This window comes from Streptomyces sp. NPDC050564 (genome assembly GCF_044457265.1).
Taxonomy (GTDB): Bacteria; Actinomycetota; Actinomycetes; order Streptomycetales; family Streptomycetaceae; genus Streptomyces.
Window position 1 is genome coordinate 34,329 of sequence record NZ_JBITGS010000007.1, and the last position, 21,830, is coordinate 56,158.

The 21,830-nt window shown below is 69.2% G+C and carries 16 protein-coding genes and 1 pseudogene; 12 read left to right on the forward strand and 5 right to left on the reverse strand.

Going from position 1 to position 21,830, the window contains the following annotated elements:
• The first annotated feature begins 91 nt into the window (after window positions 1–91).
• A pseudogene (locus ACIBK0_RS13015) lies at window positions 92–1,436 on the forward strand (DUF2254 domain-containing protein).
• A gap of 56 nt (window positions 1,437–1,492) precedes the next feature.
• Here the strand turns inward: ACIBK0_RS13015 and ACIBK0_RS13020 are convergent.
• The gene (locus tag ACIBK0_RS13020) at window positions 1,493–1,864 is read right to left on the reverse strand and encodes an ANTAR domain-containing response regulator (RefSeq protein WP_399078778.1); all 372 of its coding nucleotides are present in this window, start codon (window positions 1,862–1,864) and stop codon (window positions 1,493–1,495) included.
• A gap of 416 nt (window positions 1,865–2,280) precedes the next feature.
• On the opposite strand from ACIBK0_RS13020, the gene ACIBK0_RS13025 reads away from it, so the two are divergent.
• The 6 genes from ACIBK0_RS13025 to ACIBK0_RS13050 are packed head-to-tail and all read left to right on the forward strand — an operon-like array spanning window position 2,281 to window position 11,137.
• A complete protein-coding gene (locus ACIBK0_RS13025; RefSeq protein ID WP_399078780.1) occupies window positions 2,281–4,743 on the forward strand; it encodes a glycosyltransferase in 2,463 nt (820 codons plus the stop codon).
• Complete coding sequence (locus tag ACIBK0_RS13030; protein WP_399078782.1) at window positions 4,740–6,269, forward strand: ArnT family glycosyltransferase; 1,530 nt, start codon at window positions 4,740–4,742, stop codon at window positions 6,267–6,269. Before ACIBK0_RS13025 ends, ACIBK0_RS13030 begins: the two co-directional genes overlap by 4 nt.
• Window positions 6,266–7,531, forward strand: coding sequence for an alkaline phosphatase family protein (locus ACIBK0_RS13035; protein WP_399078784.1), 1,266 nt, complete (start codon window positions 6,266–6,268; stop codon window positions 7,529–7,531). The genes ACIBK0_RS13030 and ACIBK0_RS13035 overlap by 4 nt, the downstream gene beginning before the upstream one ends.
• Window positions 7,528–8,514 carry a hypothetical protein gene (locus ACIBK0_RS13040; RefSeq protein WP_399078786.1) on the forward strand — a complete coding sequence of 329 codons (987 nt, stop codon included), beginning with the start codon at window positions 7,528–7,530 and terminating at the stop codon, window positions 8,512–8,514. The genes ACIBK0_RS13035 and ACIBK0_RS13040 overlap by 4 nt, the downstream gene beginning before the upstream one ends.
• Window positions 8,511–9,671, forward strand: coding sequence for an endo-1,3-alpha-glucanase family glycosylhydrolase (locus tag ACIBK0_RS13045; RefSeq protein WP_399078788.1), 1,161 nt, complete (start codon window positions 8,511–8,513; stop codon window positions 9,669–9,671). The genes ACIBK0_RS13040 and ACIBK0_RS13045 overlap by 4 nt, the downstream gene beginning before the upstream one ends.
• The gene (locus tag ACIBK0_RS13050; RefSeq protein ID WP_399078790.1) at window positions 9,668–11,137 is read left to right on the forward strand and encodes a fibronectin type III domain-containing protein; all 1,470 of its coding nucleotides are present in this window, start codon (window positions 9,668–9,670) and stop codon (window positions 11,135–11,137) included. Before ACIBK0_RS13045 ends, ACIBK0_RS13050 begins: the two co-directional genes overlap by 4 nt.
• Here ACIBK0_RS13050 and ACIBK0_RS13055 read toward each other — a convergent pair.
• On the reverse strand, window positions 11,127–11,288 hold the full coding sequence (locus ACIBK0_RS13055) for a hypothetical protein (protein WP_399078792.1): 162 nt from the start codon (window positions 11,286–11,288) through the stop codon (window positions 11,127–11,129). The genes ACIBK0_RS13050 and ACIBK0_RS13055 overlap by 11 nt on opposite strands.
• Before the next feature lie 38 nt (window positions 11,289–11,326).
• On the opposite strand from ACIBK0_RS13055, the gene ACIBK0_RS13060 reads away from it, so the two are divergent.
• Window positions 11,327–11,488, forward strand: a complete 162-nt coding sequence (locus tag ACIBK0_RS13060) for a hypothetical protein (RefSeq protein ID WP_399078794.1) — start codon at window positions 11,327–11,329, stop codon at window positions 11,486–11,488.
• Here ACIBK0_RS13060 and ACIBK0_RS13065 read toward each other — a convergent pair.
• From ACIBK0_RS13065 to sucC, 3 genes are all read right to left on the reverse strand, one after another.
• Window positions 11,478–13,034, reverse strand: coding sequence for an aldehyde dehydrogenase family protein (locus ACIBK0_RS13065; RefSeq protein ID WP_399078796.1), 1,557 nt, complete (start codon window positions 13,032–13,034; stop codon window positions 11,478–11,480). The two genes, ACIBK0_RS13060 and ACIBK0_RS13065, sit on opposite strands and share 11 nt — an antisense overlap.
• 165 nt (window positions 13,035–13,199) lie before the next feature.
• The gene (gene sucD / locus ACIBK0_RS13070) at window positions 13,200–14,099 is read right to left on the reverse strand and encodes a succinate--CoA ligase subunit alpha (protein WP_399078799.1); all 900 of its coding nucleotides are present in this window, start codon (window positions 14,097–14,099) and stop codon (window positions 13,200–13,202) included.
• Window positions 14,100–14,110: 11 nt separating this feature from the next.
• Window positions 14,111–15,241 carry an ADP-forming succinate--CoA ligase subunit beta gene (sucC, locus tag ACIBK0_RS13075; protein WP_399078801.1) on the reverse strand — a complete coding sequence of 377 codons (1,131 nt, stop codon included), beginning with the start codon at window positions 15,239–15,241 and terminating at the stop codon, window positions 14,111–14,113.
• A 165-nt stretch (window positions 15,242–15,406) separates the two neighbouring features.
• Between sucC and frc the strand changes: the two genes are divergently transcribed.
• The 4 genes from frc (at window position 15,407) to ACIBK0_RS13095 (ending at window position 21,707) form a co-directional block, all read left to right on the forward strand.
• On the forward strand, window positions 15,407–16,639 hold the full coding sequence (gene frc / locus ACIBK0_RS13080) for a formyl-CoA transferase (RefSeq protein ID WP_399078803.1): 1,233 nt from the start codon (window positions 15,407–15,409) through the stop codon (window positions 16,637–16,639).
• A 1-nt stretch (window position 16,640) separates the two neighbouring features.
• Window positions 16,641–18,794, forward strand: a complete 2,154-nt coding sequence (locus tag ACIBK0_RS13085; protein WP_399078805.1) for an acetate--CoA ligase family protein — start codon at window positions 16,641–16,643, stop codon at window positions 18,792–18,794.
• A gap of 118 nt (window positions 18,795–18,912) precedes the next feature.
• Window positions 18,913–20,301 (forward strand): OFA family MFS transporter, encoded by a 1,389-nt coding sequence (locus ACIBK0_RS13090; protein ID WP_399078807.1) that lies wholly within the window; start codon window positions 18,913–18,915, stop codon window positions 20,299–20,301.
• Window positions 20,301–21,707, forward strand: coding sequence for an OFA family MFS transporter (locus ACIBK0_RS13095; RefSeq protein WP_399078809.1), 1,407 nt, complete (start codon window positions 20,301–20,303; stop codon window positions 21,705–21,707). The genes ACIBK0_RS13090 and ACIBK0_RS13095 overlap by 1 nt, the downstream gene beginning before the upstream one ends.
• Window positions 21,708–21,830: the final 123 nt, after the last annotated feature.

Sequence of the window (21,830 nt, forward strand, 5' to 3'; positions counted from 1 at the left end):
ATACCAAGGTTTCGGGGCGCCTTTCACCTGCGTATCCGGGTCGCCAGAGGGGATGCGCGGGACGAGGTGGGGGTGCACCTGCAGCCTCACCATGGGTGACTGGCTGACTACGGCGGGCTTGCGGGGAGGGCGGCGGCCCAGGACGCTGTCGCCGTGGCGGAAGCATCTTCGGGACACGTTCTGGTGCGCGCCCACCGCGGCGATGGTGCTGGTCTTCGTGGTGTGGGCCGTGGCGTCGGAGGTCGACACCGAGATCGTCGAGGCGCTGCGGAGGGCGCACGACTACGACACGATCGCCGAACTGCTGAGGCTCGCCGAAGACGCGAAGGCCGTGGTGACCGCTGTCAGCTCGGCGATGATGACCTTCATCGGTGTGGTGTTCAGTATTTCGCTGGTCATTTCGCCGGTCGCCGTGCATGTGGCGAGCGGGCAGTTCAGCCCCCGCGTGGTGCGGTCTACATGCGGAGCCGGATCACCAATGCCACCTTCGCCGTGTTCCTCGCGACCTTCGTACTGTCCCTGCTCGTACTTGCGTCATACGAGAGTGAGCCCGAGCCACGGCTCGCCACCTCCATCCCCTTGGTGCAGTCGGTCCGGACGCTTGCCATGCTGGGCTGAGCCTGCTGCTGTTCGTGATGTACGTGAACTCGACGCTCCGGCTCATGCGGGTCAGCCATGTGATCGTCCGGATCACGTGGGAGTCGTCCCGGGTACTCGCGCGCATGCCGGCCGTCGGGTCCTCCGGGGAGGAAGAGGGGCTCGGGCCTCCGAGACCGCGTGGGTCGCCCATCACGGGCGGGCCGGAGTGCTGCGGGACGTGAACATCGCCCGGCTGGTCAGCGCCGCGCGGCAGAGGGTTGGGTGTCGTCCGGCGGCTCGTCCCACGGATCGGGGACTTCGTCGTGCCGGGAACACCTCTGCTCGCCGTGCACGGCGGGCCCGCCCCTTCCCGGCGGTCCCTGAGCTGCACCATCGCCGTCGGCGTCGGACACACCTTCCACCAGGACCTCGGTTTCGGGCTGCGGCTGTCCGACGTCGGGCTCCGCGCGCCGTCGCCCGCCGTGAACGACCCGACCACCGCCGTGCAGGCCCTTGACCACATCGTGCAGTTCCTGGCCTCCGTCTCCGGCCGGCCGCTCGACATGTCGCTGCACTGCGACCGGCGCGGGCAGGTGCGACTGGTCCAACCCGTGCCGGGCTGGACCGAGTTGGTGGGTCTCGGGTTCACCGAGATCCGGGGTTGCGCGGCCGGCAGTCCTCAAGGCCATACGGCGCATGCTCGCCGGACTCGACAATCTGCTGCTGGTGGCTCCGGCGGACCGGCGCGAGCCAGTGATGCGCCATCGCGAGCTGCTGACACAGGCCGTTGAGCGAACAGCCCCCGGGCGCCGGACCGCGCCTTCGCCTTGCGACCCGACCGACAGGGCATCGGATAGCCGGCCGGCGCCAGTCGGGGGGCTCCCCAGCCCTGGCCCCGCGTCGCGGCCCGGCGTCACGTCAGCGGATGCACCGCAACATCCACCCCACCCGTCCCGAATCCCTCGGCGAAGTCCGCCGCCACCGCCCGTACCTTGCGGTGCTGTTCGCGGGAGAGGGCGACGAGCATCTGGAAGGCGGTCGCCTCGTCGCAGCCGCGGCGGGCCATAAGGATGCCCTTGGCGCGTTCGATCAGAGCGCGGCCCTCGAGGGCCTCCTTGAGCTGGCGGTTCTCGGTTCTCAGCGCCTCCAGGTCGTCGATCATGGCCAGGACCGCACGCATGGCGTCCATCAGGGTGACCGTGTGGTCCCGCCTGGAGAAAGGCGGTGCGCCCCCGGGCGCACCGGTGGGGGCCTCCGGCATGGATGCTGTTTCGTCGGAAGGCATGCGGGCCATGGTTGTCGCGGAACCGTGGCTTCAGCAGGGCCTCCATGAAGAATGCGCAGACTTTCACCTCCATGTAATAGATGCGTAGATCTAACTACGTCTGACCGGGGCAGGTGGGACGGTGTGCGACTCAAGGGGCATTCGGGGAGCAACTATGGTTAACAGCAGGCTAATTACCCTCGGATGCGAGCCGAATGCTGGGCGAACCATCCACGCCCGCTGCTAGCCTCTGGCTTCCGCTCCTGACCGTGGAGCCAGGTACGTCCCGTACCTCTGGCACGTCCTGTACCTCCCCGCGCCGCGTCGAGACCGTACACGCCGCGAGGGTCACCGCTCACTTCTCCGCCCGTGCCCTCGGGCGGTTTCGGTGTCCGTCGCGCTGTACCGCTGGCGGGCACGCGTACAGGGGAGACTCCATGGCGCATGTCACCAATTCCCGTGCGGATGCCCGCGAGGGGGACCGTCCGGAACATCTCGGTGTCCAGGATCTCGGCGGCGGTGCGCACGGCGACGGTGCCGCGCCCCGGCTGACCGTCCTGGTGCCCACGCGCAATGAGCAGGAGAGCGTTCCACTGCTCCTCGACCGGCTCTCACCCGCGGTCGCGCCGCTCGGCGCGGAGATCCTTTTCGTGGACGACAGTGACGACGGCACGGTCGAGGAGCTCGCCGCCCTCGCGCCCGGCAGCCGTGTCCCGATCCGATTGCTGCACCGCCCGCCGGGTCTGCGCGGAGGGGGTCTGTCGGGTGCGGTGGTCGCCGGCACCCGTGTCGCGCGCGGTGACTGGGTCCTCGTCATGGACGGGGATCTGCAGCATCCGCCGGGAGCCGCGGCGCTGCTGGCCAGGACGGCGATGCGGGAAGGCGTCGACATCGCCGTCGGCACCCGGTACGCCGGGAACGGCCAGTCCGAGGGGCTTGCGGGCACCGGTCGGCAGGCGACCTCGTCGACCGCGACACGCGTGGTCAAGGCGGCGTTCCCGCGTCGGCTCGCCACCGTCAGCGATCCGCTCAGCGGCCTGTTCGCCTTCCGCAAGGATGCGATCGACACCGATCGGCTGCGGCCCGTCGGCTTCAAGATCCTGTTGGAGATCCTTGTACGGCACCCGGCGGCCCGGGTCGCCGAGGTCGCGTACACCTTCGCGCCCCGCGAGGCAGGCCACTCCAAGGCCTCCCTGCGGGAAGGAATCGCCTTCGTACGCCATGTCGGGCGGCTGCGCCGCGGAGTGGCGGGCGGGCAGCGGCAGCTGCTGCGGATGTTGGCGTTCGGAGCGGTCGGGCTGTCCGGGGTCGCGGTGAACACGGCCGCACTGTGGCTCTTCTTCGATCTGCTCGGTGTCCATCACCTGGTCGGCGCGGCCCTGGCCACGCAGTTCTCGACCGCCTGGAATTTCGTCCTCACCGACGCCGCCGTATATCGCGGAAGGCAGCGGAAAGGCACCTGGTACGGGCGAGCGGGCCGGTTCTTCGCGATGAACAACCTGCTGCTCGTCGCCCGACTTCCGCTGCTGCAGTGGCTGGTGCTCGCGGGCATGGGCGTGCTGACCGCCAACGCCCTCACGCTCGTGCTCCTCTTCGTCCTCCGCTTCCTGATCAGCGACCGCATGATCTACCGGGGCGGCGAGACGAAGGTTCGACAGCGCGATCCTGTACGGATGTTGGTGGACCCGGACCCTTATCCGAACGCGGAGAGCGCCGAAGTGCCCAGCCGCAAGCGGTCCGTCTACCTGCCCTATCGGTACGACGTCGCAGGCACCGTCACCATCGGCTCCCAAATCCGGCTGCCCGAGCTGGAGTTCTTCCGCGCCCAGTGGATCCCGGACGCGGAGGTCGACATCGCGGTGCGCGTCGGTGACGTCGGCCGGCGCAGGCCGCGGCGGCGGGCCGCGCTGACGGAGGACCGCGGCGAGTCGGCGGCGCTGCGCTACGAGGAGCACCTGGGCCGGTTCGGCGCCAACTTCCGCGTACGGCTGGGTCCGCCGATCACGGTAGAGGTCGGTCCGCTGCTCGCGCGCTCCCCGCATGTCGTCTACACGAACGTAGTCGAGGCACTGCTGCGCTTCGTGCTGATCTCACGCAGCAGGATGCTGCTGCACTCGGCCTGTGTCGAGCTCGACGGGCACGGCGTGATGTTGTCCGCGCTGACCGACACCGGCAAGACCGCGACCGTACTGCGGCTGCTGCGCGAGCATGGCGGGCGGTTCCTGTCGGACGACATGACCGTGGTGGACGCCACCGGGCGGGCGGTCTGCTTCCCGAAGCCGCTCACCATCAGTGCGCACACCCTGCGCGCCGTTCACGCCGAGGATCTGACCAAGAGGGAGTGGCGCCGGCTCAACCTCCAGTCGCGGCTGCACTCCAAGGGCGGCCGGTCGATCGCGCTGATGCTGGCCCGCTTCAACCTGCCGATCATGGGCATCAACGCGATCACCCAGATCCTGGTGCCGCCGCCGAAGTACAGCGTCGACCGGCTCGTGCCCTGCCGGCTCGGGTCGAGCGTCGAGGTGAAGGACCTCTTCGTCATCGAACGCGGTGCGCCGGCGTTGTACGACCTCGATTCCGCCGAGGCGTTGGAGCGGATGCTGGTCAACACCGAGGACGCGTACGGTTTTCCGCCGTACCGCTATCTCGCGCCGGCGCTGCGCATCGACGGTCTCGATCACGCCGAACTGCGTGCCCGTGAGCGGGAGATACTCGCCGGGTTCCTCTCCGGCGTCCGCACTCGCGTCCTCGCGTCGGACTGCTTCGGCTGGGCGGACGAGATCCCGCGGCTGCTGGCCGGAGAGCGGAACACCGCGCAGGTACCCGGTGAGCGGCACAACGGGCAGGTGCAGGTCGACGCGTGGCCTCGCTGGGGGCTGCTGCCCGGCGCCGCCGCATGACCGAACGGTCCGTGCTCCCCTCGGGAGCGCCCCGCACCACCCCGGCGCCGGCCCCCTCCGGCGCCGGGGCCTCCCTGCGCCGAGCAACACCGCTGACCGCGGTGCTGCTCGTCGCGGCGTTTCTGCGTCTGTACCGGTTGACGGACACCGGGTTCAACAGTGACGAGGCGGTGTACGCGGGCACGTCGGCCTCGCTCGCCGGAGACGACCAGCTCGGTTCGCTCTTCCCGGTGTTCCGGGCGCATCCCGTGCTCTTCCAGTCGCTGGTGTCGCTGGCGCTGCGGGTGCACGAGAGCGAGTGGGCGGCGCGCGCGGTGCCGGCGCTGCTCGGCGTGGTGACGGTCGCGATGACGTACGGGCTGGGCCGCAGACTGTACGGACGGCGGGCCGCGCTCGTCGCCGCGCTGCTGCTCGCCGTCATGCCGTACCACGTCGTGGTGAGCCGCCAGGTGCTGCTCGACGCGCCAATGACGCTGTGCGCGACCGGTGCGCTGTATTGCGTCGTGCGGTACGCGGAATCGCCCGCGCAACGCTGGCTGTTGGCCGCGGGCGGCATGCTCGGGCTCACCGTGCTCGCCAAGGAGACGTCGATCGTCTTCCTGGGTTCGCTGTACGCCTTCTTCGCGCTGACCCCGGCCGTGCGCACGCGCTGGCGGCATCTGCTGCCCGCGCTGGCGGCGATCGTGGTGGTGGCGGTGGCGCATCCGCTGTCGCAGGCGGTCGCCGGGCACTCGAAGGCGGGCGGGAACTATCTGCTGTGGCAGATGTTCCGGCGCGCCAACCACCCCTACTATTTCTATGCGCGCGAAGTTCCCTGGGCAGTGGGCCCGTTGGTGGTCGTGGCCGTCGTCGCCGGGCTGGTGTGGCTGCGGCGGGAGAACACCTGGCGGGAGCGGCTGCTGGTGTGCTGGGTGGCCGTGCCCGCGCTGTTCTTCACGGTCTGGCCGGTGAAGGGCTTCCAGTATCTGCTGCCCGCCGTGCCCGTCTTCGCGGTGCTGGCCGGACGTACGCTCACCTCGTTCCCGCAAGTCGTGCGCGCACAGCGCGTCGCCGCCGCTGCCGCCGTCTGCCTGGTGGTCGTCTCGCTCGCCGTTCCGTCCTGGTTGCGGACCGCGCCGCAGACCGGCACCCGGTTTCTGGCCGGGACCGGCGGGCTGCCGGGCGGACGCGAGGCGGGGCTGTGGGTGCGTACGAACGCGCCCGAGGGTGCGCGGCTGCTGGCCATCGGCCCTTCGATGGCGAACGTGGTGCAGTACTACGGACTGCGGCCCGTCTCAGCACTCTCCGTCTCACCCGATCCGGCGCGCCGCAACCCCAGCTACCGGGCCGTCGAGAACCCCGACCGCGCCGTGCGGGACGGCCGCTTCCAGTACCTGGTGTGGGATGCGTACACCGCTCGCCGCACGCCCTTCTTCACCGCCAAGTTGCAGGAACTGGTGGGGCGTTACCACGGAGACGCGGTGTTCACGGCGCGGAACGGGGACGGGGTTCAGGTCGTGATCGTCTACCGGGTGAGGGCGTCATGAAAGCTGTTTTCGTGGCGGTGGTCCTTCTGTTGCTCGTGGGAAGTGGCACCGCTTCGGCATCAACTCCACTTCCCCGTACGCCGATTAAGCACTTCGTCTACCTCATGCAGGGCGACCGCACCTTCGACCACTACTTCGGTACGTATCCGGGAGCCGACGGGCTACCGGCGCGGGCCCGCCAAGCTGTCGACCTGAAGCATCCGGACGACGGACTGGTGGCGCCTTACCCCCTGCACGATGCCACCCCCGTGTCGCCCGGCGCCGGGCCCCGCCTGGTCCAACAGCAGTACAACGGTGGCCGGATGGACTCCTTCGTCGCCGCTTTCGAGCGGCAGGGTCGGGACGGGCGCGTGGCGATGGGCCACTACGACCGCCGGGACCTGCCCTTCTACTGGAACGCGGCGGACCGCTACGAACTCTTCGACCACTTCTTCGCGTCCTCGCTCGACGGCACCCGCGCCAACCGCGCCCAGTGGGTGACCGGCGGCCCCGACCTCGACGGTCCGACCGTCTTCGACCGGCTCCAAGAGGCAGGCGTCAGCTGGAAGTTCTACGTGCAGAACTACGACCCGGAGAAGACCTACCGCACCACCTCCCCCACCGACCCGGCCACCCAGACCGTTCGCGTGCCGCTCCTCGACATCCCGCGCTTCGTCGACGATCCGAAGCTGGGCTCCCACATCGCCGATCTCGGCGAGTACTACCGGGACTTGGACCGCGGAACGCTGCCCGCGGTCGCGTACATCGCGTCGTCGGGCGCGGGCGAGCGGTCCACGCGGTCCATCCCAGCGGGTCAGCGGCTGGTGCGCGAGCTGACCTCGCAGTTGATGGTCAGTCGGTACTGGCGCTCTTCGGCACTGTTGTGGTCCTACGACGGGTCCGGGGGCTGGTATGACCATGTGAAGCCACCGGAAGATCGCGGGCTGCGGGTGCCCGCGCTGCTGGTCAGCCCGTACGCGGCGCGCGGCAAGGTGCAGCACAGCGGGTACGAGGCGGCGAGCGCACTGCGGTTCGTAGAGGAGAACTGGGGTCTGCGGACGCTCGGCGGACGGACGACCGAGGTGCGCAGTCTGGCCGATGCCTTCGACTTCCGGTCGTCGCCGCGCCCGGCCGAACTCATCCCCGACGACGCGCGCGAGGCCGCCCTTCCCGTGGCCCACCGACCATCGCCCATGCCCGTGTACGCGGTGTACGGCGGAGCCTCGGCCGTGGTGGCGCTGCTGCTCTGGGGGGCGGTGCGACCCAAATGGCGTACGTCATGAGGTGGTTGACGCTTCTGGTCATTACCTTGGGCTGTTGGCTGGTGCCGACCCCCGCGTTAGCCGCGGGCCCGGTTACCGTCACCGTACGCACCGCGCCTCAACTGGCCGGAGTGCGCTTCGCGTTCGACGGTCGGACGGCTGTCACGGGCGCGGACGGGACGGCGCGGTTCACGAGCGAGCACGACTTCGGCGGACACACTCTGGCCGTCGACGACAGTGAACTGGGTTCTGCCGGACAGAAATTCAGCTTCGCCCGCTGGGCCGGGCAGCGGGATCCCGACCAGGCCTTCCGGCGCACGGTGCAGGGACTGCCGCTGCGCGTCGACTACACGGTGACGGCGGCGTTCACGGCGCGCTTCCGGGTGACGCTGCGCTGCTTCGACCAGGACGGGAAGCCGGTGCCCCGGACGCTGGTGCCACAGGTGACCGTACGCAGTGACACGGGTCGCACGCAGCGGCTGCCGGTGGGCCGCCCGGTCTGGCTGGACGGGCTGCGGCCCGTGTACCGCAAGAGCGTGCTGACCTCGCGCAGGGTCGGATACGTGCTGCTGTCGGCCGACGCATACGGCGCGAACACCGTGGACGCCGGTCGGCAAGGGTTCCGGCCGGCCGAGGAGCGGACGGTCACCTTCACCACGCCCTTCCACGATCTGACGGTCTCGGCGCGGGACGCCGTGTTCGGTTCCGCGGCCGGGAGCACCGCGCAGGTGACGCTGCCCGACGGATCCGTACGCACCGTCCCGTTCGGCACCGACCGAACGGCGACGCTGCGGGATCTGCCGCACGGGCAGTACGAGGTGGAGGTCACCGGTGGCAACGGGCTGCGGGCCGCGCAGCAGATCCATCTGTCACGGACGCAATCGGTGCAGGTTCGGGTGGTCAGCCGGGCCGATCTGGCCCTGGCCGCAGGGGTGTTGGCGACGGTGGCGGTCGGTCTGCTCCTCGCGGGGCGGAGGCTGCGCAGAGGGCGGGGTGGGGTGTGAGACGGGCGGCGCTGGTGGTGGTCCTGGCCCTGGTGGTGGCCGGGCTGCTGCCGGCGCCCGTCCTGGCGACCTCCGTCCCGAGGGCGCCCGCGTCGGCAGCGCAACACCGGGCGCCGCCGTTCGCCCTCGCGCCCCCGCACCGGGCGCCGCTCCTCGCGTACTACTACCAGTGGTTCGAGCGCTCCTCGTGGCAGCGGGCGAAGACCGACTACCCACGCCTGGGCCGGTATTCGAGCGACGACGCCTCGGTGATCCGTACCCATATCGCGTGGGCCCGGTCGGCCGGAATCAACGGTTTCGTGGCGAGCTGGAAGTCCAGCCCCGTCAACAACCGTCGCCTGGAGCTGCTGTTGACCGAGGCTCGAGCGCAGGACTTCAAGGTCGCAGTGATCTATCAGGGCCTCGACTTCCATCGCCGCCCGCTGGCGACGGCCCGCGTCGCGGCCGACTTCCGGCTGCTGCGCGACCGCTACGCGCGGGACCCGGCCTTCTTCCGCCTCGGTGGCAAACCGCTCACCGTGTTCAGCGGTACCTGGGAGTACGCGACCACGGACGTCGCGCGGATCACCGGTCCGGTGCGGTCACGGCTCGTCGTCCTCGGCACCGAGAAGAACCCGGAAGGCTGCCGCAGGCTGGCGCGGGTCACCGACGGGGACGCGTACTACTGGTCGTCGGTGAACCCCGACACCAATGACCGGCACGAGACGAAGCTGCGTGCCATGGCCGAGGCCGTGCACCGGGCGGACGGCTACTGGATGGCGCCGTTCGCGCCCGGTTTCGACGCGCGGAAGGTGGGCGGCACGAGGTCGGTACCGCGGGCCGGGGGTCGGACTCTGCGCGCCGAGTACGCCGCGGCCGTGGCCTCGGACCCGGATGTGCTCGGGCTGATCAGTTGGAACGAGTTCAGTGAGAACTCACATGTGGAGCCGTCGGTGGAGCACGGCACTCAGGCCTTGGACGAGCTGCGCCGACTGCGTGGCGTGCCCGCCTCCGCCTCGCCGTCGGTACCGCCCCCGGCCTCGGGGACCTCCCGGCACCAACCCCTCGGCTACTGGCCGGGGTTGCTGCGGATCCTCGGCTGCACGCTGCTGGTGGGCGCGGTGGCGGGGCTCGCCCGGCTGCGGGGCGTCAGAACCAGAAGGGAGAGAAGAACATGAGCAGAGGTTCGCTGACCGGAAAGACACGACGCACCACGCTCGCCCTCGGACTGGGGGTGAGCGCGGCGCTGTCGTTCGCGGCTCCGGCGCACGCCGATCTTCCGGGAACCGACCCGCAGTTGGCCCGGGCGCCGTATCTCTCGGACGCCACGACCACCTCGGTCCAGGTGAACTGGGCGACCACGACGCAGAGCCGCGGCTCGGTCCGCTACGGTCCGCTGGGCAACTGCTCCGCCCAGACCGCAGCTTCGGCGTCTCTGGGCAGCCCGATCACCGTCGGATCGACCCGCGAGTACGCCAACACGCTGACGCTGACCGGACTGAGCGCGAGCACCGGCTTCTGCTATCGCGTCTACACCGGCTCCGGAACCGACCTGCTCGGCTCCCTGGCCACCCCGAGCTTCACCACACCCGATTCGGCGTCCTCGTCCGAGCCCTTCACCTTCGCGGTACTCGGCGACACCGGCGAGACCACAAACAGCGGCGTCGACGACGGCTCGGTCAACGTGAACCAGGCGAACGTGATGAGCCTGATCGGATCGAGCGGCGCCCGCTTCGTCATGCAGACCGGCGACAACACCCATCCCGGCACCTCGCAGACGCAGTACGGCGACCTCAACCAGACCGGCCCCGAGGTGAGTTCGTGGTTCGGCCCGTCCTATTGGGCCCAGCCCGGCATGCGCATCCCTCTCATCGGCACGGTCGGCAACCACAGCATGACGGCCACCTATCTGTCAGTGTGGAAACAGTCGGCTCTGACGGCCGCATCGGGCGGCGTGTTCTCGATGGTCGACTATCCGTCGTACCTCGGCTCGACCGCGATCAGCTATCCGACGACGTACTACGCCTTCACGACCAGCGGCGTCCGCTTCTATGTCCTCGACACGGCGTGGGGGAACTCCAACACTGGTTCCGCGACGGGTGGTTCATGCGGTTCGCACTGCGCGATCTATGAGCAGGACGCGCACGCCCACTGGCAGAACGGGTCCGCCGAGTACGAGTGGCTGAAGGCCGACCTCGCCGCGCATCCGACTGGTCCGAAATTCGCGTTCTTCCACTTCCCGCTGCGCTCCGACAGCGCGAGCGAGCCGAGCGACGCCTTCCTCGCGAACGTCGAGCAAACGCTCCTGGACGGCGGCGTCGACCTCGTCTTCAACGGCCACTCGCATCTCTACCAGCGCAACTCCGGGGGCGCGGGGCGGATCGTCTCCTACGTCACGGGTGGAGGTGGCGCCGATGTCCACTCCGTCGGCGAGAACGGCTGCTCGGCGACCGACGCGTACGGGATCGGCTGGTCCTACAGCCGCAACCGCGGCTCGGCCTGCGGCGCCGCGACCGCTCCGACGGACGACGCACAGGTCTACCACTTCCTGAAGGTGACGGTGGACAACGCCTCGGTGACGGTTGCGCCCACCAACTCCCTGGGGCAGACCTTCGACCTGCAGGCCTACACGGTCACTCCGTGACCCGCTCGTCCACTGCCAGGACTCGCAGGGCTCGTACAAGCGTGGCGGCGACTTCCTCGTCCAGCGGGGCGAGGAAGTCGCCGCTCCATGTCGCGACGCGCCCGCTCCGCGCGGCGCAGGCACTCCCCCGGCCCGCGGCGGTCAGCTCCACAATGTGACTCGTACGACGACCCCGGCGACACCCGTGCGGTGGTCACCGAGCTCGTCGGCGTCGGCATGAGCCATGTCGTCCTCAGCCTGCCGGCGCCCTGTCCGACGGGCGTCGCGCACCAGCTGGTGGACGAGATCATCGAGCCGGTCGTCGGGCGGCGCCCCGACACGGGCGCCGCCCGGCCTCACCTCACGGCATGAGGTGGTAGTCCGGGAAGTTCCCGGGCAGCCGCTCCCCCGCCGGCCCCTGCGTCACCGCGCGCACCAGCAGCTCCCCGCCCACGAAGGCACCGCGCCACGACGCACCGAAGCCGCCGAAGAGTTCGTCACGGTCACCCCGGGAACGGGGCTTGCCGCGGCCGACCTTGAACGCGCGGATCTGCGGGGCGAGTCGGTCGTACGTCGCCTCGTCGTCCGTGGAGAGCGTGGCGACGAGTGCGCCGTTCGACGCGTTCATCGCGGCGAGCAGCTCGGCCTCGGTGTCGACCAGGACGATGGTGTCGACCGGACCGAAGGGCTCCGCGTGGTGCAGCGGTGAGGACGGGGGCGGGTTCAGGATCGTGACGGGCTGGACGTACGCCGCCGTGTCCTGGCCGGGCAGGAAGCGGGCGTCGGACAGCTTGCCGCGGTGCAGTGGGACGGCGCCCCGGTCGATGGCCTCGGCGACCTGGTCGTGCAGCTCCTTGGCCTTCGCCGCGTTGATGACCGGACCGAAGTCGAGCGTCGGGTACGGGTCAGCGGGGTGCTCGACCGCGAGCGGGTGACCGACCCGCAGGGTGCGGACGGCCGGCAGGTACGCGGCCAGGAACTCGTCGAACAGCTCGCGCTGGACGACGAAGCGCGGGTAGGCCGTGCAGCGCTGCTTGCCGTAGTCGAAGAGCTTGGGGATGACCGCGGTCAGCGCGTCCCAGTCGGTGTAGTTCCAGATGCCCCAGGTGTTGAGTCCTTCCTGTTCGAGCACATGCCGCTTGCCGAGGTCGGCGACGGCGGTGGCCACCGCGGCGCCCGTGTCACGGCCGCCGACGAAGGAGACGCAGCCGATCTCGGGCGCGCGGACGAGCGCCTCCGAGAGCTCGCCGCCGCTGCCGCTGACAAGGGTGACGGGGATCCCTTCGCGCGCGGCGAGCGCGCAGGCCAGGGTGAGGCAGGCGACGCCGCCGTCGGTCGGGGTCTTGGCGATGACCGCATTGCCGGCCAATGCCTGCACCAGCATTGCGTGAACGAGCACGCTCATCGGGTAGTTCCAGCTCGCGATGTTGGACACGGGCCCGTCGAGCGGAGCCCGGCCGCCCACCATGGGCTCGATGCCGTCGACGTACCAGCGCACGCCGTCGATCGCCCGGTCCACGTCGGCCTGCGCGAGCCGCCAGGGCTTGCCGATCTCCCAGACGAGAAGGAGGGCGAGCAGTTCGCGGTGTTCGGTGAGCGCGTCGAGGGTCGCCGCCACGCGTGCACGGCGCTCCTCCAGGGGCACATGGCGCCAGGCGCGGTGCTGGTCGAGCGAGGCGCGTACGGCCTGCTGGGCGGTGGCGCGGTCCAGGCGCGGCGGGCCCGCGATGGGGCTGCCGTCGACGGGGCTGGTGGCGGGCAGTGCCCGGCCGTCCGCCTGCCAGGCGCCGCTCCACAGATTGAGGACTCGGTCGTCGCGGAACGCCTCGGGAGCGACAGCCAGGCACCGCTGCCAGGCATCGGTCCAGGACGTACCGGACTTCAGAACGAGGTTGGTGGGGTTGAGGGTGGTTGCCATTCGGTGTCTCCGCTCTCGGTGCACAGTCGGGGGCGGGGGGCTTGACATCTGCAGAACCGCAGAATGCATGCCCGCGCGAACAGTGGTCGCGTAGGTCGCGAACGGTGGTCGCGTATGTAGGGAGGAACGTAGTGAAGCCGGATTGTTCCCGACAGTCACGCCGCATTAACTATGAGTGACGTCACGTTCCGTTTCCAGCTGGGTCAGCACCAGCCGAGCCGTCTCGGTCGGGGTGCCGCCCACGCGCACTCCGACCGCCTCCAGGGCCTTCTTCTTCGCCTGGGCGGTGCCCGACGAACCGGAGACGATGGCTCCCGCGTGCCCCATGGTCTTGCCTTCGGGCGCGGTGAAGCCGGCGATGTAGCCGACGACGGGCTTGGTGACGTGGTCGCGGATGTACGCGGCCGCCCGTTCTTCGGCGTCGCCGCCGATCTCCCCGATGAGAACGATCAGTTCCGTGTCGGGGTCGTCCTGGAAGGCCGCCAGGCAGTCGATGTGGGTGGTTCCGACGACGGGGTCACCGCCGATGCCCACGCAGGTGGAGAAGCCGATGTCCCGGAGCTCGTACATGAGCTGGTACGTCAGGGTGCCCGACTTGGACACCAGGCCGACGCGTCCGGGCTTCGTGATGTCGGCGGGGATGATGCCCGCGTTCGACTGGCCGGGCGTGATCAGGCCCGGGCAGTTGGGACCGATGACGCGCGTCCCCCTCTTCGCGGCGTGCGCGTGGAAGGCGATGGAGTCGTGGACCGGGATGCCCTCGGTGATGACGACGGCGAGTCCTATCCCGGCGTCGGCGGCCTCCACAACGGCCGCCTTGGCGAAGGCCGGTGGCACGAAGACCACGCTCACGTCCGCGCCGGTGGCCGCCATGCCTTCGCGCACCGACCCGAAGACGGGCACGGCCCGGTCGTCGAAGTCGACGGTCTGTCCGGCCTTGCGCGGGTTGACGCCGCCGACCACGTCCGTGCCGGCCGCGAGCATGCGGCGGGTGTGCTTCATGCCCTCGCCGCCGGTCATGCCCTGGACGAGGACCTTGGACTCCTTGGTGAGAAAGATGGCCATGTCCCGCTCCTTCAGCTTGTGTTGGCGAGTTGGGCGGCACGGCGGGCGGCACCGTCCATGGTGGTGGCCTGCTGCACCAGGGGGTGTGCGTGGCCGTCGAGGATGGCGCGGCCGCGGACGGCGTTGTTGCCGTCCAGGCGGACCACGAGCGGTTTGGTCAGCCGCACGGCATCCAGGGCCTGCACGATGCCGTCGGCGACGGCGTCGCAGGCCGTGATCCCGCCGAAGACGTTGACGAAGACGGACTTCACGTCGGGATCGGAAAGGATGACCGCCAGGCCGTCGGCCATGATCTGGGCGGAGGCGCCGCCGCCGATGTCGAGGAAGTTGGCCGGCCGGGCGCCGCAGCCGGCGACCACGTCGAGCGTCGACATGACCAGGCCCGCGCCATTGCCGATGATGCCGACCTCGCCGTCCAGCTTGACGTAGTTGAGGCCCTTGGCCGCGGCCGCCGCCTCCAGGGGGTCGTCGTGCCCGGCGCCCTCTTCTCCCCAACGCGCCTGCCGGAAACGGGCGTTGTCGTCGAGGGTGACCTTGCCGTCCAGGGCGAGGATCTGCCCCTGGGCCGTGCGGACGAGGGGGTTCACCTCGACGAGGACGGCGTCCTCACGCGTCAGCACCTGCCACAGTCGCATCAGGACGTCGACCGTCTGCGGTGGCAGACCCGCGGCCTGCGCGATCTCGGACGCCTTCGCCGACGTCACTCCTTCCGCCGGGTCGATGTGAATGCGCGCCACCGCCTCCGGCCTGGCCGCGGCCACCTCCTCGATCTCCATGCCGCCCTCGGCGGAGGCGATCGCGAGGAAGCGTCCGGCGGCTCGGTCGAGGACGTAGGAGACGTAGAACTCGCTCTCGACGTCGACCGGCTGAGCCAGCATCACCTCGCGGACCGTGTGGCCCTTGATGTCCATGCCGATGATCCGGCGTGCCGTGAGCTCGGCGGCGGCCGGGTCGGCGGCGAGCTTCACACCGCCCGCCTTGCCGCGCCCCCCGGTCTTCACCTGGGCTTTGACAACGACGCGACCGCCCAGCCGGCGGGCGATCTCGCGCGCCTCCTTGGCCGAGCTCGTGACCTCGGCACGCGGCACCAATATGCCGTGTTCCTCGAAGAGCCCCCGTGCCTGGTGCTCGTACAGGTCCATGATTCGGCTCCTGTCCTAAAAGTGCTGCACGACCCCTGGACATCACCCATCGGATGCGGGATAACAATCTTCATACAGTATCCGTCGACTGTATGCAATGTGCCGGACGCCGCCCACGACCAGCGACGCCAGGACGCTCAAGGCAACGGACAAGTGAGGTGACCTGTGACAACCAAGGCTCTCGAAGGCATTCGCGTCCTCGACATGACACACGTCCAGTCCGGCCCGTCCGCGACCCAACTGCTGGCCTGGCTGGGAGCGGACGTCATCAAGCTGGAGGCGCCGACCGGTGACATCACCCGCAAGCAGTTGCGGGACATCCCGGACGTCGACTCCCTCTACTTCACGATGCTCAACAGCAACAAGCGCAGCATCACCCTCAACACCAAGACCGAGCGCGGCAAGGAGATCCTCACCGAGCTGATCCGCCGCTCCGACGTCATGGTCGAGAACTTCGCCCCGGGCGCGGTCGACCGCATGGGCTTCACCTGGGATCGCATCCGAGAGATCAACCCCCGTATCGTCTACGCCTCCATCAAGGGTTTCGGCGAAGGCCCGTACACCGACTTCAAGGCGTACGAGGTCGTCGCACAGGCCATGGGCGGGTCGATGTCGACCACCGGCTTCGAGGACGGGCCACCACTGGCGACCGGCGCGCAGATCGGTGACTCGGGCACAGGCATCCACGCCGTGGCGGGGATTCTCGCGGCGCTGTTCCAGCGGGAGAACACCGGGCGTGGTCAGCGGGTCAACGTGGCCATGCAGCATGCTGTGCTCAACCTCTGTCGGGTGAAGCTGCGCGATCAGCAGCGACTGGCACACGGTCCGCTCGCCGAATATCCCAACGAGGACTTCCGCGACGAGGTTCCCCGGTCCGGGAACGCCTCCGGCGGCGGCCAGCCCGGCTGGGCGGTCGCATGCGCGCCCGGCGGCCCGAACGACTACGTCTACGTCATCGTGCAGCCCGTCGGCTGGAAGCCCCTCAGCGAACTCATCGGCAGGCCCGAACTCGCCGAGGACCCCGAATGGGCCACCCCCGAAGCCCGACTGCCCAGGCTCGAGAAGATGTTCCAGCTCATCGAGGAGTGGACCAGCACCCTCCCCAAGTGGCAGGTGCTGGAGAAGCTCAACTCCCACAACATCCCGTGCGGACCGATCCTGTCCACCAAGGAGATCATCGAGGACGAGTCGCTGGTCGCCAACGAGATGGTCGTGAAGGTACCGCACCCCGAGCGCGGCGAGTTCATCACCGTGGGCAGCCCGCTGAAACTCTCCGACTCCCCCGTGGATGTGACCAGTTCGCCGCTGCTCGGCGAACACAACGAAGAGGTCTACATCGGCGAGCTCGGCCTCGGCCACGAAGAGCTGCGCCTGCTCAAGTCGAACGGGGTGATCTGACGTGGTGACACAGGACCGGGCCCGAGCGGTGCGCGCCCTTCTCGACGGCGTACGGGCCGAGGGACGGACAGCGCTCACGGCGCCCGAGGGCAAGGTGATCGCCGACGCGTACGGGATCGCCGTCCCCGGCGAGGAACTCGCCAGGGACGCGGACGAGGCGGTGGCCTGCGCGGCGCGCTTCGGCGGACCCGTCGTGATGAAGATCGTCTCCCCGGACATCCTGCACAAGACCGACGCGGGCGGCGTGGTCGTCGGCGTGGAGGGTGCGGCGGAGGTACGGGCCGCCTTCCACAAGATCGTCGAGAACGCGCGGGAGTACGAACTGCAGGCCCACATCGCGGGCGTACAGGTCCAGGAGCTGATCCCGCAGGGACAGGAGGTCATCGTCGGCGCGGTGACCGACCCGACGTTCGGGAAGGTCGTGGCCTTCGGGCTCGGCGGTGTCCTGGTCGAGGTCCTCAGGGACGTCACGTTCCGGCTCGCGCCCGTGGACACCGACGAGGCACTGTCGATGCTGGACTCGATCCGCTCGGCGCAGATTCTGCGCGGAGTGCGCGGTGCGCGGCCGGTGGACAGGCGGGCCATCGCCGACCAGATCCTCCGGGTGTCCGAACTCGTCGCGGACTTCCCGGAGATCGCCGAGGTGGACCTCAACCCGGTGATCGCCACCGCGGAGGGCGCGATCGCGGCGGACATCCGCGTGATCCTCGCGGAGCGGGCTCCCCGTGAGCGCCGGACGCACACGCGCGAGGAGATCCTCACCTCCATGCGTCGCCTGATGCGGCCGTCCTCGATCGCCGTGATCGGCGCCTCCAACGAGCAGGGAAAGATCGGCAATTCGGTCCTGCGCAATCTCATCGACGGCGGCTTCCCGGGCGAGATCCATCCGGTGAACCCCAAGGCCGACGACATCCTGGGCCGCAAGGCCTACCCGAGTGTCACGGACATTCCCAGCGAGGTGGATGTGGCGGTGTTCGCCGTCCCCGCCCCGTCCGTGGCCCCGCTCCTGGAGGAAGTCGGACGCAAGAACATCCCCAACGCCGTGCTGATCCCCTCCGGGTTCGCGGAGAGCGGCGAGCCCGACCTCCAGGACGAGATCGTGGCCATCGGCGAGCGGCTCGGCATCCGGCTCCTCGGTCCGAACATCTACGGCTACTACTCGACCTGGCACAACGTGTGTGCCACCTTCTGCACGCCGTACGACGTGAAGGGCGGCGTCGCGTTGACCTCGCAGTCCGGCGGCATCGGAATGGCCGTTCTGGGCTTCGCGCGCACGACGAAGACGGGTGTTTCGGCGATCGTCGGGCTCGGCAACAAGGCGGACCTGGACGAGGACGACCTGCTCACCTGGTTCGGCGAGGACCCGCACACGCAATGCATCGCCATGCACCTGGAGGACCTCAAGGACGGCCGCGCGTTCGTCGAGGCGGCCCGCGCCACGGTCCCGAAGAAGCCGGTCGTCGTCCTGAAGGCCGGTCGTACGGCGGCCGGCGCCAAAGCCGCCGGTTCGCACACGGGCGCGCTCGCGGGCGACGACGCCGTGTACGACGACATCCTGAGGCAGGCCGGCGTCATCCGGGCTCCGGGGCTGAACGAAATGCTGGAGTACGCGCGCGCGTTGCCGGTGCTTCCGACTCCCAAGGGCGACAACGTCGTGATCATCACGGGCGCGGGCGGCAGCGGTGTGCTGCTGTCCGACGCGGTGACCGACAACGGCCTGTCCCTGATGGAGATCCCGCCGGACCTGGACACGTCCTTCCGGGAATTCATCCCGCCCTTCGGGAGCGCCGGCAACCCCGTGGACATCACGGGCGGCGAGCCGCCGTCGACGTACGAGGCGACGATCCGGCTGGGCCTTTCGGACCCGCGCGTCCACGCGCTCGTCCTCGGCTACTGGCACACCATCGTGACCCCTCCCCTGGTCTTCGCCGAACTCACCGCGCGCGTGGTGGCCGAGTTCCGCGAGCGCGGGATCGAGAAGCCCGTGGTCGCATCGCTCGCGGGCGACGTCGAGGTCGAGGAGGCCTGCCAGTACCTGTACGAACGGGGGGTCGTGGCCTACCCGTACACGACCGAGAAGCCGGTGGCCGTCCTCGGCGCGAAGTATCGCTGGGCGCGTGCGGCGGGGCTGTTGGGGGGCGGGTTCATGACGTGAGTGTGCGCGGGGGCGGCCGACGGTGCGCGTCGGCCGTCCCCGGGACCCATAAGCGCACGAAAGGCATTTGGCAGGGGGCGCTGACCAGATCTTTCGACGCAAGGGGTGCTTGAGCAACATGACATCCACCGATTATTCGACGTCCGTCCCCTATCAAGAGGTGACGGACCGCAACGGCCGCGTGTACCGCGTCGGCGAGTCCGATATCGACATCATGGGCCGCAAGCGCAAATGGATGGTCATCCTGCCCTGGGCGGGCATGATGGGCATCAGCTCCGCCGAGTACGCGTTCACGTCCGCGGAGGACACGCTCCACGATGCTCACCTGTGGAGCAGCGGACACATCTTCTGGCTCATGGGCGTCTGGGTGTTCTTCCAGGCGGCCGTGGCCTTCCCGGCCGGGCAACTGCGGGAGAGCGGCCGCCTCCCGGCCCGTACGGCGATGCTGTTGGGCGCACTCGGCACGCTGCTGGGCTACCTGTCGTTGGCCTTCGCACCGCATGTGCTGATCGCCTATCTCGGCTTCGGCATGTGCAGCGGCATCGGCGCCGGCCTCGTCTACGCGACCAGCGTGAACATGGTCGGAAAGTGGTATCCGGAGCGCAAGGGCGGCAAGACGGGCTTCGTCAACGGCGGTTTCGCCTACGGGTCCGTGCCCTTCGTCTTCCTGTTCACGTCGTACATGGATCTGAGCAACTACAAGGGCGTGCTGATCGCGGTCGGCCTGCTCTGCTGCTCCGTCGTCGCCGTCGCCGGCTGGTTCTTCAAGGACCCGCCCAAGGGGTGGTGGCCCGCGGACGTGGACCCGCTGAAGGCGTCGGACGACCCGAAGATCCGGCGGGCGCTGGAGAAGAACCCGCCGGCGGTGAAGCAGTACACCCCCAAGGAGGCCGCCCGTACCCCCGTGCTCTGGATGATGTGGTTCTGTCTGCTGTGCACGGCCGGGATCAACATCTTCGGCATCGCCTTCCAGGTGCCGTTCGGCAAGGACATGGGCTTCGCGGGCGGAATCGTGGCCACGGCGATGTCCCTGAAGGCCATCGTCAACGGCACGGGGCGCGGCGTCATCGGCTGGATATCCGACCGCGTCGGCCGGCGCCACACACTGATCATCGTGTGTCTGGTGCTGGGCTCCGCCCAGTTCGGTGTGCTGGTCTCCGGCCAGATGGGCAGCATGCCGTTCTTCCTGTTCTGCTCCATGGTCTCCGGTTTCGGCGGCGGCGCGATCTTCCCGCTGTTCGCGGCCATGACAGCTGACTACTTCGGCGAGAACAACAACGCCTCCAACTACGGAATGGTCTACAGCTCGAAGTTGATCTCGGGCCTTGTGGGCTCCGGTATGGGCGCGGTCGTCGTCGGCGCGTGGGACTACCACGGCGCCTTCGTTCTCGCCGGATCCATCGGGCTGGCATCCGCAGTACTGGCCCTGTTCCTCAAGGCTCCCGGCCGACCGCAGGCCCGGAGCATCGTTCCCAACCCGCACCCGCTTGGCGAGGAGATGGCGTAATGACGGCGGAACCCATCGCCGCGAAGGAAGCGTCGGACGAATCCGACGCCTCGAACCGCGCATACCGTGAAGTCACCGACTCCCGGGGTCGTGTCTACCGGATCGGCGAGACTGACCGGGACATCCTGGGCCACTCACGCAAGTTCATGGTGTATCTGCCGTGGATAGCCATGATGGCCATCAGCGTCTTCGAGTACGCGTACGGCTCCGCCGAGGACACCTTGTCCCACGCGCACGGCTGGACGCAGAGCAACACCTTCTGGATCCTGAGCGTCTGGGTCTTCTTCCAGGCCGGCATCGCCTTCCCCGCGGGCTGGCTGCGGGAGAAGGGCATCCTCACCGCCCGCAAGGCCATGTACGCCGGCTCGGGCATGTGCCTGATCGGCTTCCTCGCCCTCTCTCACCTGAGCAACGTCCTTCTCGCCATCCTGGGCTTCGGCGTCATCGGCGGCGTAGGGTCCGGCCTGGTGTACGCGACCTGCATCAACATGGTCGGCAAGTGGTTCCCCGAGCGCCGTGGCGCGAAGACAGGATTCGTCAACGGCGGATTCGCCTACGGCTCCCTGCCGTTCATCTTCATCTTCAACTACGCCTTCGACACGGCCAACTACCACCGCGTCCTGGACCTCATCGGCTGCTACGTGATGATCGTGGTGCTGGCCTCCGCGTTCTTCTTCAAGGACCCGCCGAAGAACTGGTGGCCCGCGGACGTCGACCCGCTGGCCTATGGCGGCACCGAGAAGGGTGCCGCCGCCCTGGCCAAGAACCCTCCCGCGGTGAAGCAGTACACGCCGAAGGAGGCCATCAGGACCGGCATGCTTCCGCTCATGTGGATCGCCCTCGTCATGACCGCGGGTGTGTCGATCTTCGGAATCTCCTTCCAGGTCGACTTCGCCAAGGAAGTGGGCTTCGGACCGCTGGTCGCAGCCTCGTCGATGGGCGTCATGGCCGTCATCAACGGCATCGGCCGCGGTGTGGTGGGCTGGCTGTCCGACACCTGGGGCCGCAAGCAGACCCTGGTGTTCGTCATCGTCGTCCTGGGTCTCGCCCAGTTCGGCGTGATCTGGGCCGGTGACATCCACAGCGAAGCCCTGTTCCTGTTCTTCGCCTTCCTCTCCGGGTTCGGCGGCGGGGCCTTCTATCCGATGTTCGCGGCTCTGACACCGGACTACTTCGGCGAGAACTACAACGCCACCAACTACGGTCTGGTGTACAGCGGCAAGCTGATCAGCGGCCTGTTCGGCGGCGGGCTCGGCTCGATGGTGGTCGCCGCCTGGGGCTACAACGGCGCCTACGCGCTGGCCGGCGGCGTCTCGATGGTGGCGGCGGCGATCGCGCTGCTGCTGAAGCAGCCGGGGCGGACGCGGGCGGACACGTCCGCTCCGCAGCCGCAACCGGTCGTCTGAGCAAGGGAGTCCTGACCAACGGATGAGGCGGGGCCGCCCCCCCCCCCGCGGGGGGGGGGGGGGGGCGCCACCCGGGGGGGGGGAGGGGGGGGGGGGCTTGTGGGGGGGGGCGGGTTTTTGTTA

What these genes read in the sequence shown, in the direction of transcription:
- ACIBK0_RS13020 (WP_399078778.1), bottom strand. Translation starts at nt 1,864, where the DNA reads ATGCCTTCCGACGAAACAGCATCCATGCCGGAGGCCCCCACCGGTGCG.
- ACIBK0_RS13025 (WP_399078780.1), top strand. Translation starts at nt 2,281, where the DNA reads ATGGCGCATGTCACCAATTCCCGTGCGGATGCCCGCGAGGGGGACCGT.
- sucD (WP_399078799.1), bottom strand. Translation starts at nt 14,099, where the DNA reads ATGGCCATCTTTCTCACCAAGGAGTCCAAGGTCCTCGTCCAGGGCATG.
- ACIBK0_RS13050 (WP_399078790.1), top strand. Translation starts at nt 9,668, where the DNA reads ATGAGCAGAGGTTCGCTGACCGGAAAGACACGACGCACCACGCTCGCC.
- ACIBK0_RS13040 (WP_399078786.1), top strand. Translation starts at nt 7,528, where the DNA reads ATGAGGTGGTTGACGCTTCTGGTCATTACCTTGGGCTGTTGGCTGGTG.
- ACIBK0_RS13030 (WP_399078782.1), top strand. Translation starts at nt 4,740, where the DNA reads ATGACCGAACGGTCCGTGCTCCCCTCGGGAGCGCCCCGCACCACCCCG.
- ACIBK0_RS13090 (WP_399078807.1), top strand. Translation starts at nt 18,913, where the DNA reads ATGACATCCACCGATTATTCGACGTCCGTCCCCTATCAAGAGGTGACG.
- sucC (WP_399078801.1), bottom strand. Translation starts at nt 15,241, where the DNA reads ATGGACCTGTACGAGCACCAGGCACGGGGGCTCTTCGAGGAACACGGC.
- ACIBK0_RS13065 (WP_399078796.1), bottom strand. Translation starts at nt 13,034, where the DNA reads ATGGCAACCACCCTCAACCCCACCAACCTCGTTCTGAAGTCCGGTACG.
- ACIBK0_RS13035 (WP_399078784.1), top strand. Translation starts at nt 6,266, where the DNA reads ATGAAAGCTGTTTTCGTGGCGGTGGTCCTTCTGTTGCTCGTGGGAAGT.
- ACIBK0_RS13095 (WP_399078809.1), top strand. Translation starts at nt 20,301, where the DNA reads ATGACGGCGGAACCCATCGCCGCGAAGGAAGCGTCGGACGAATCCGAC.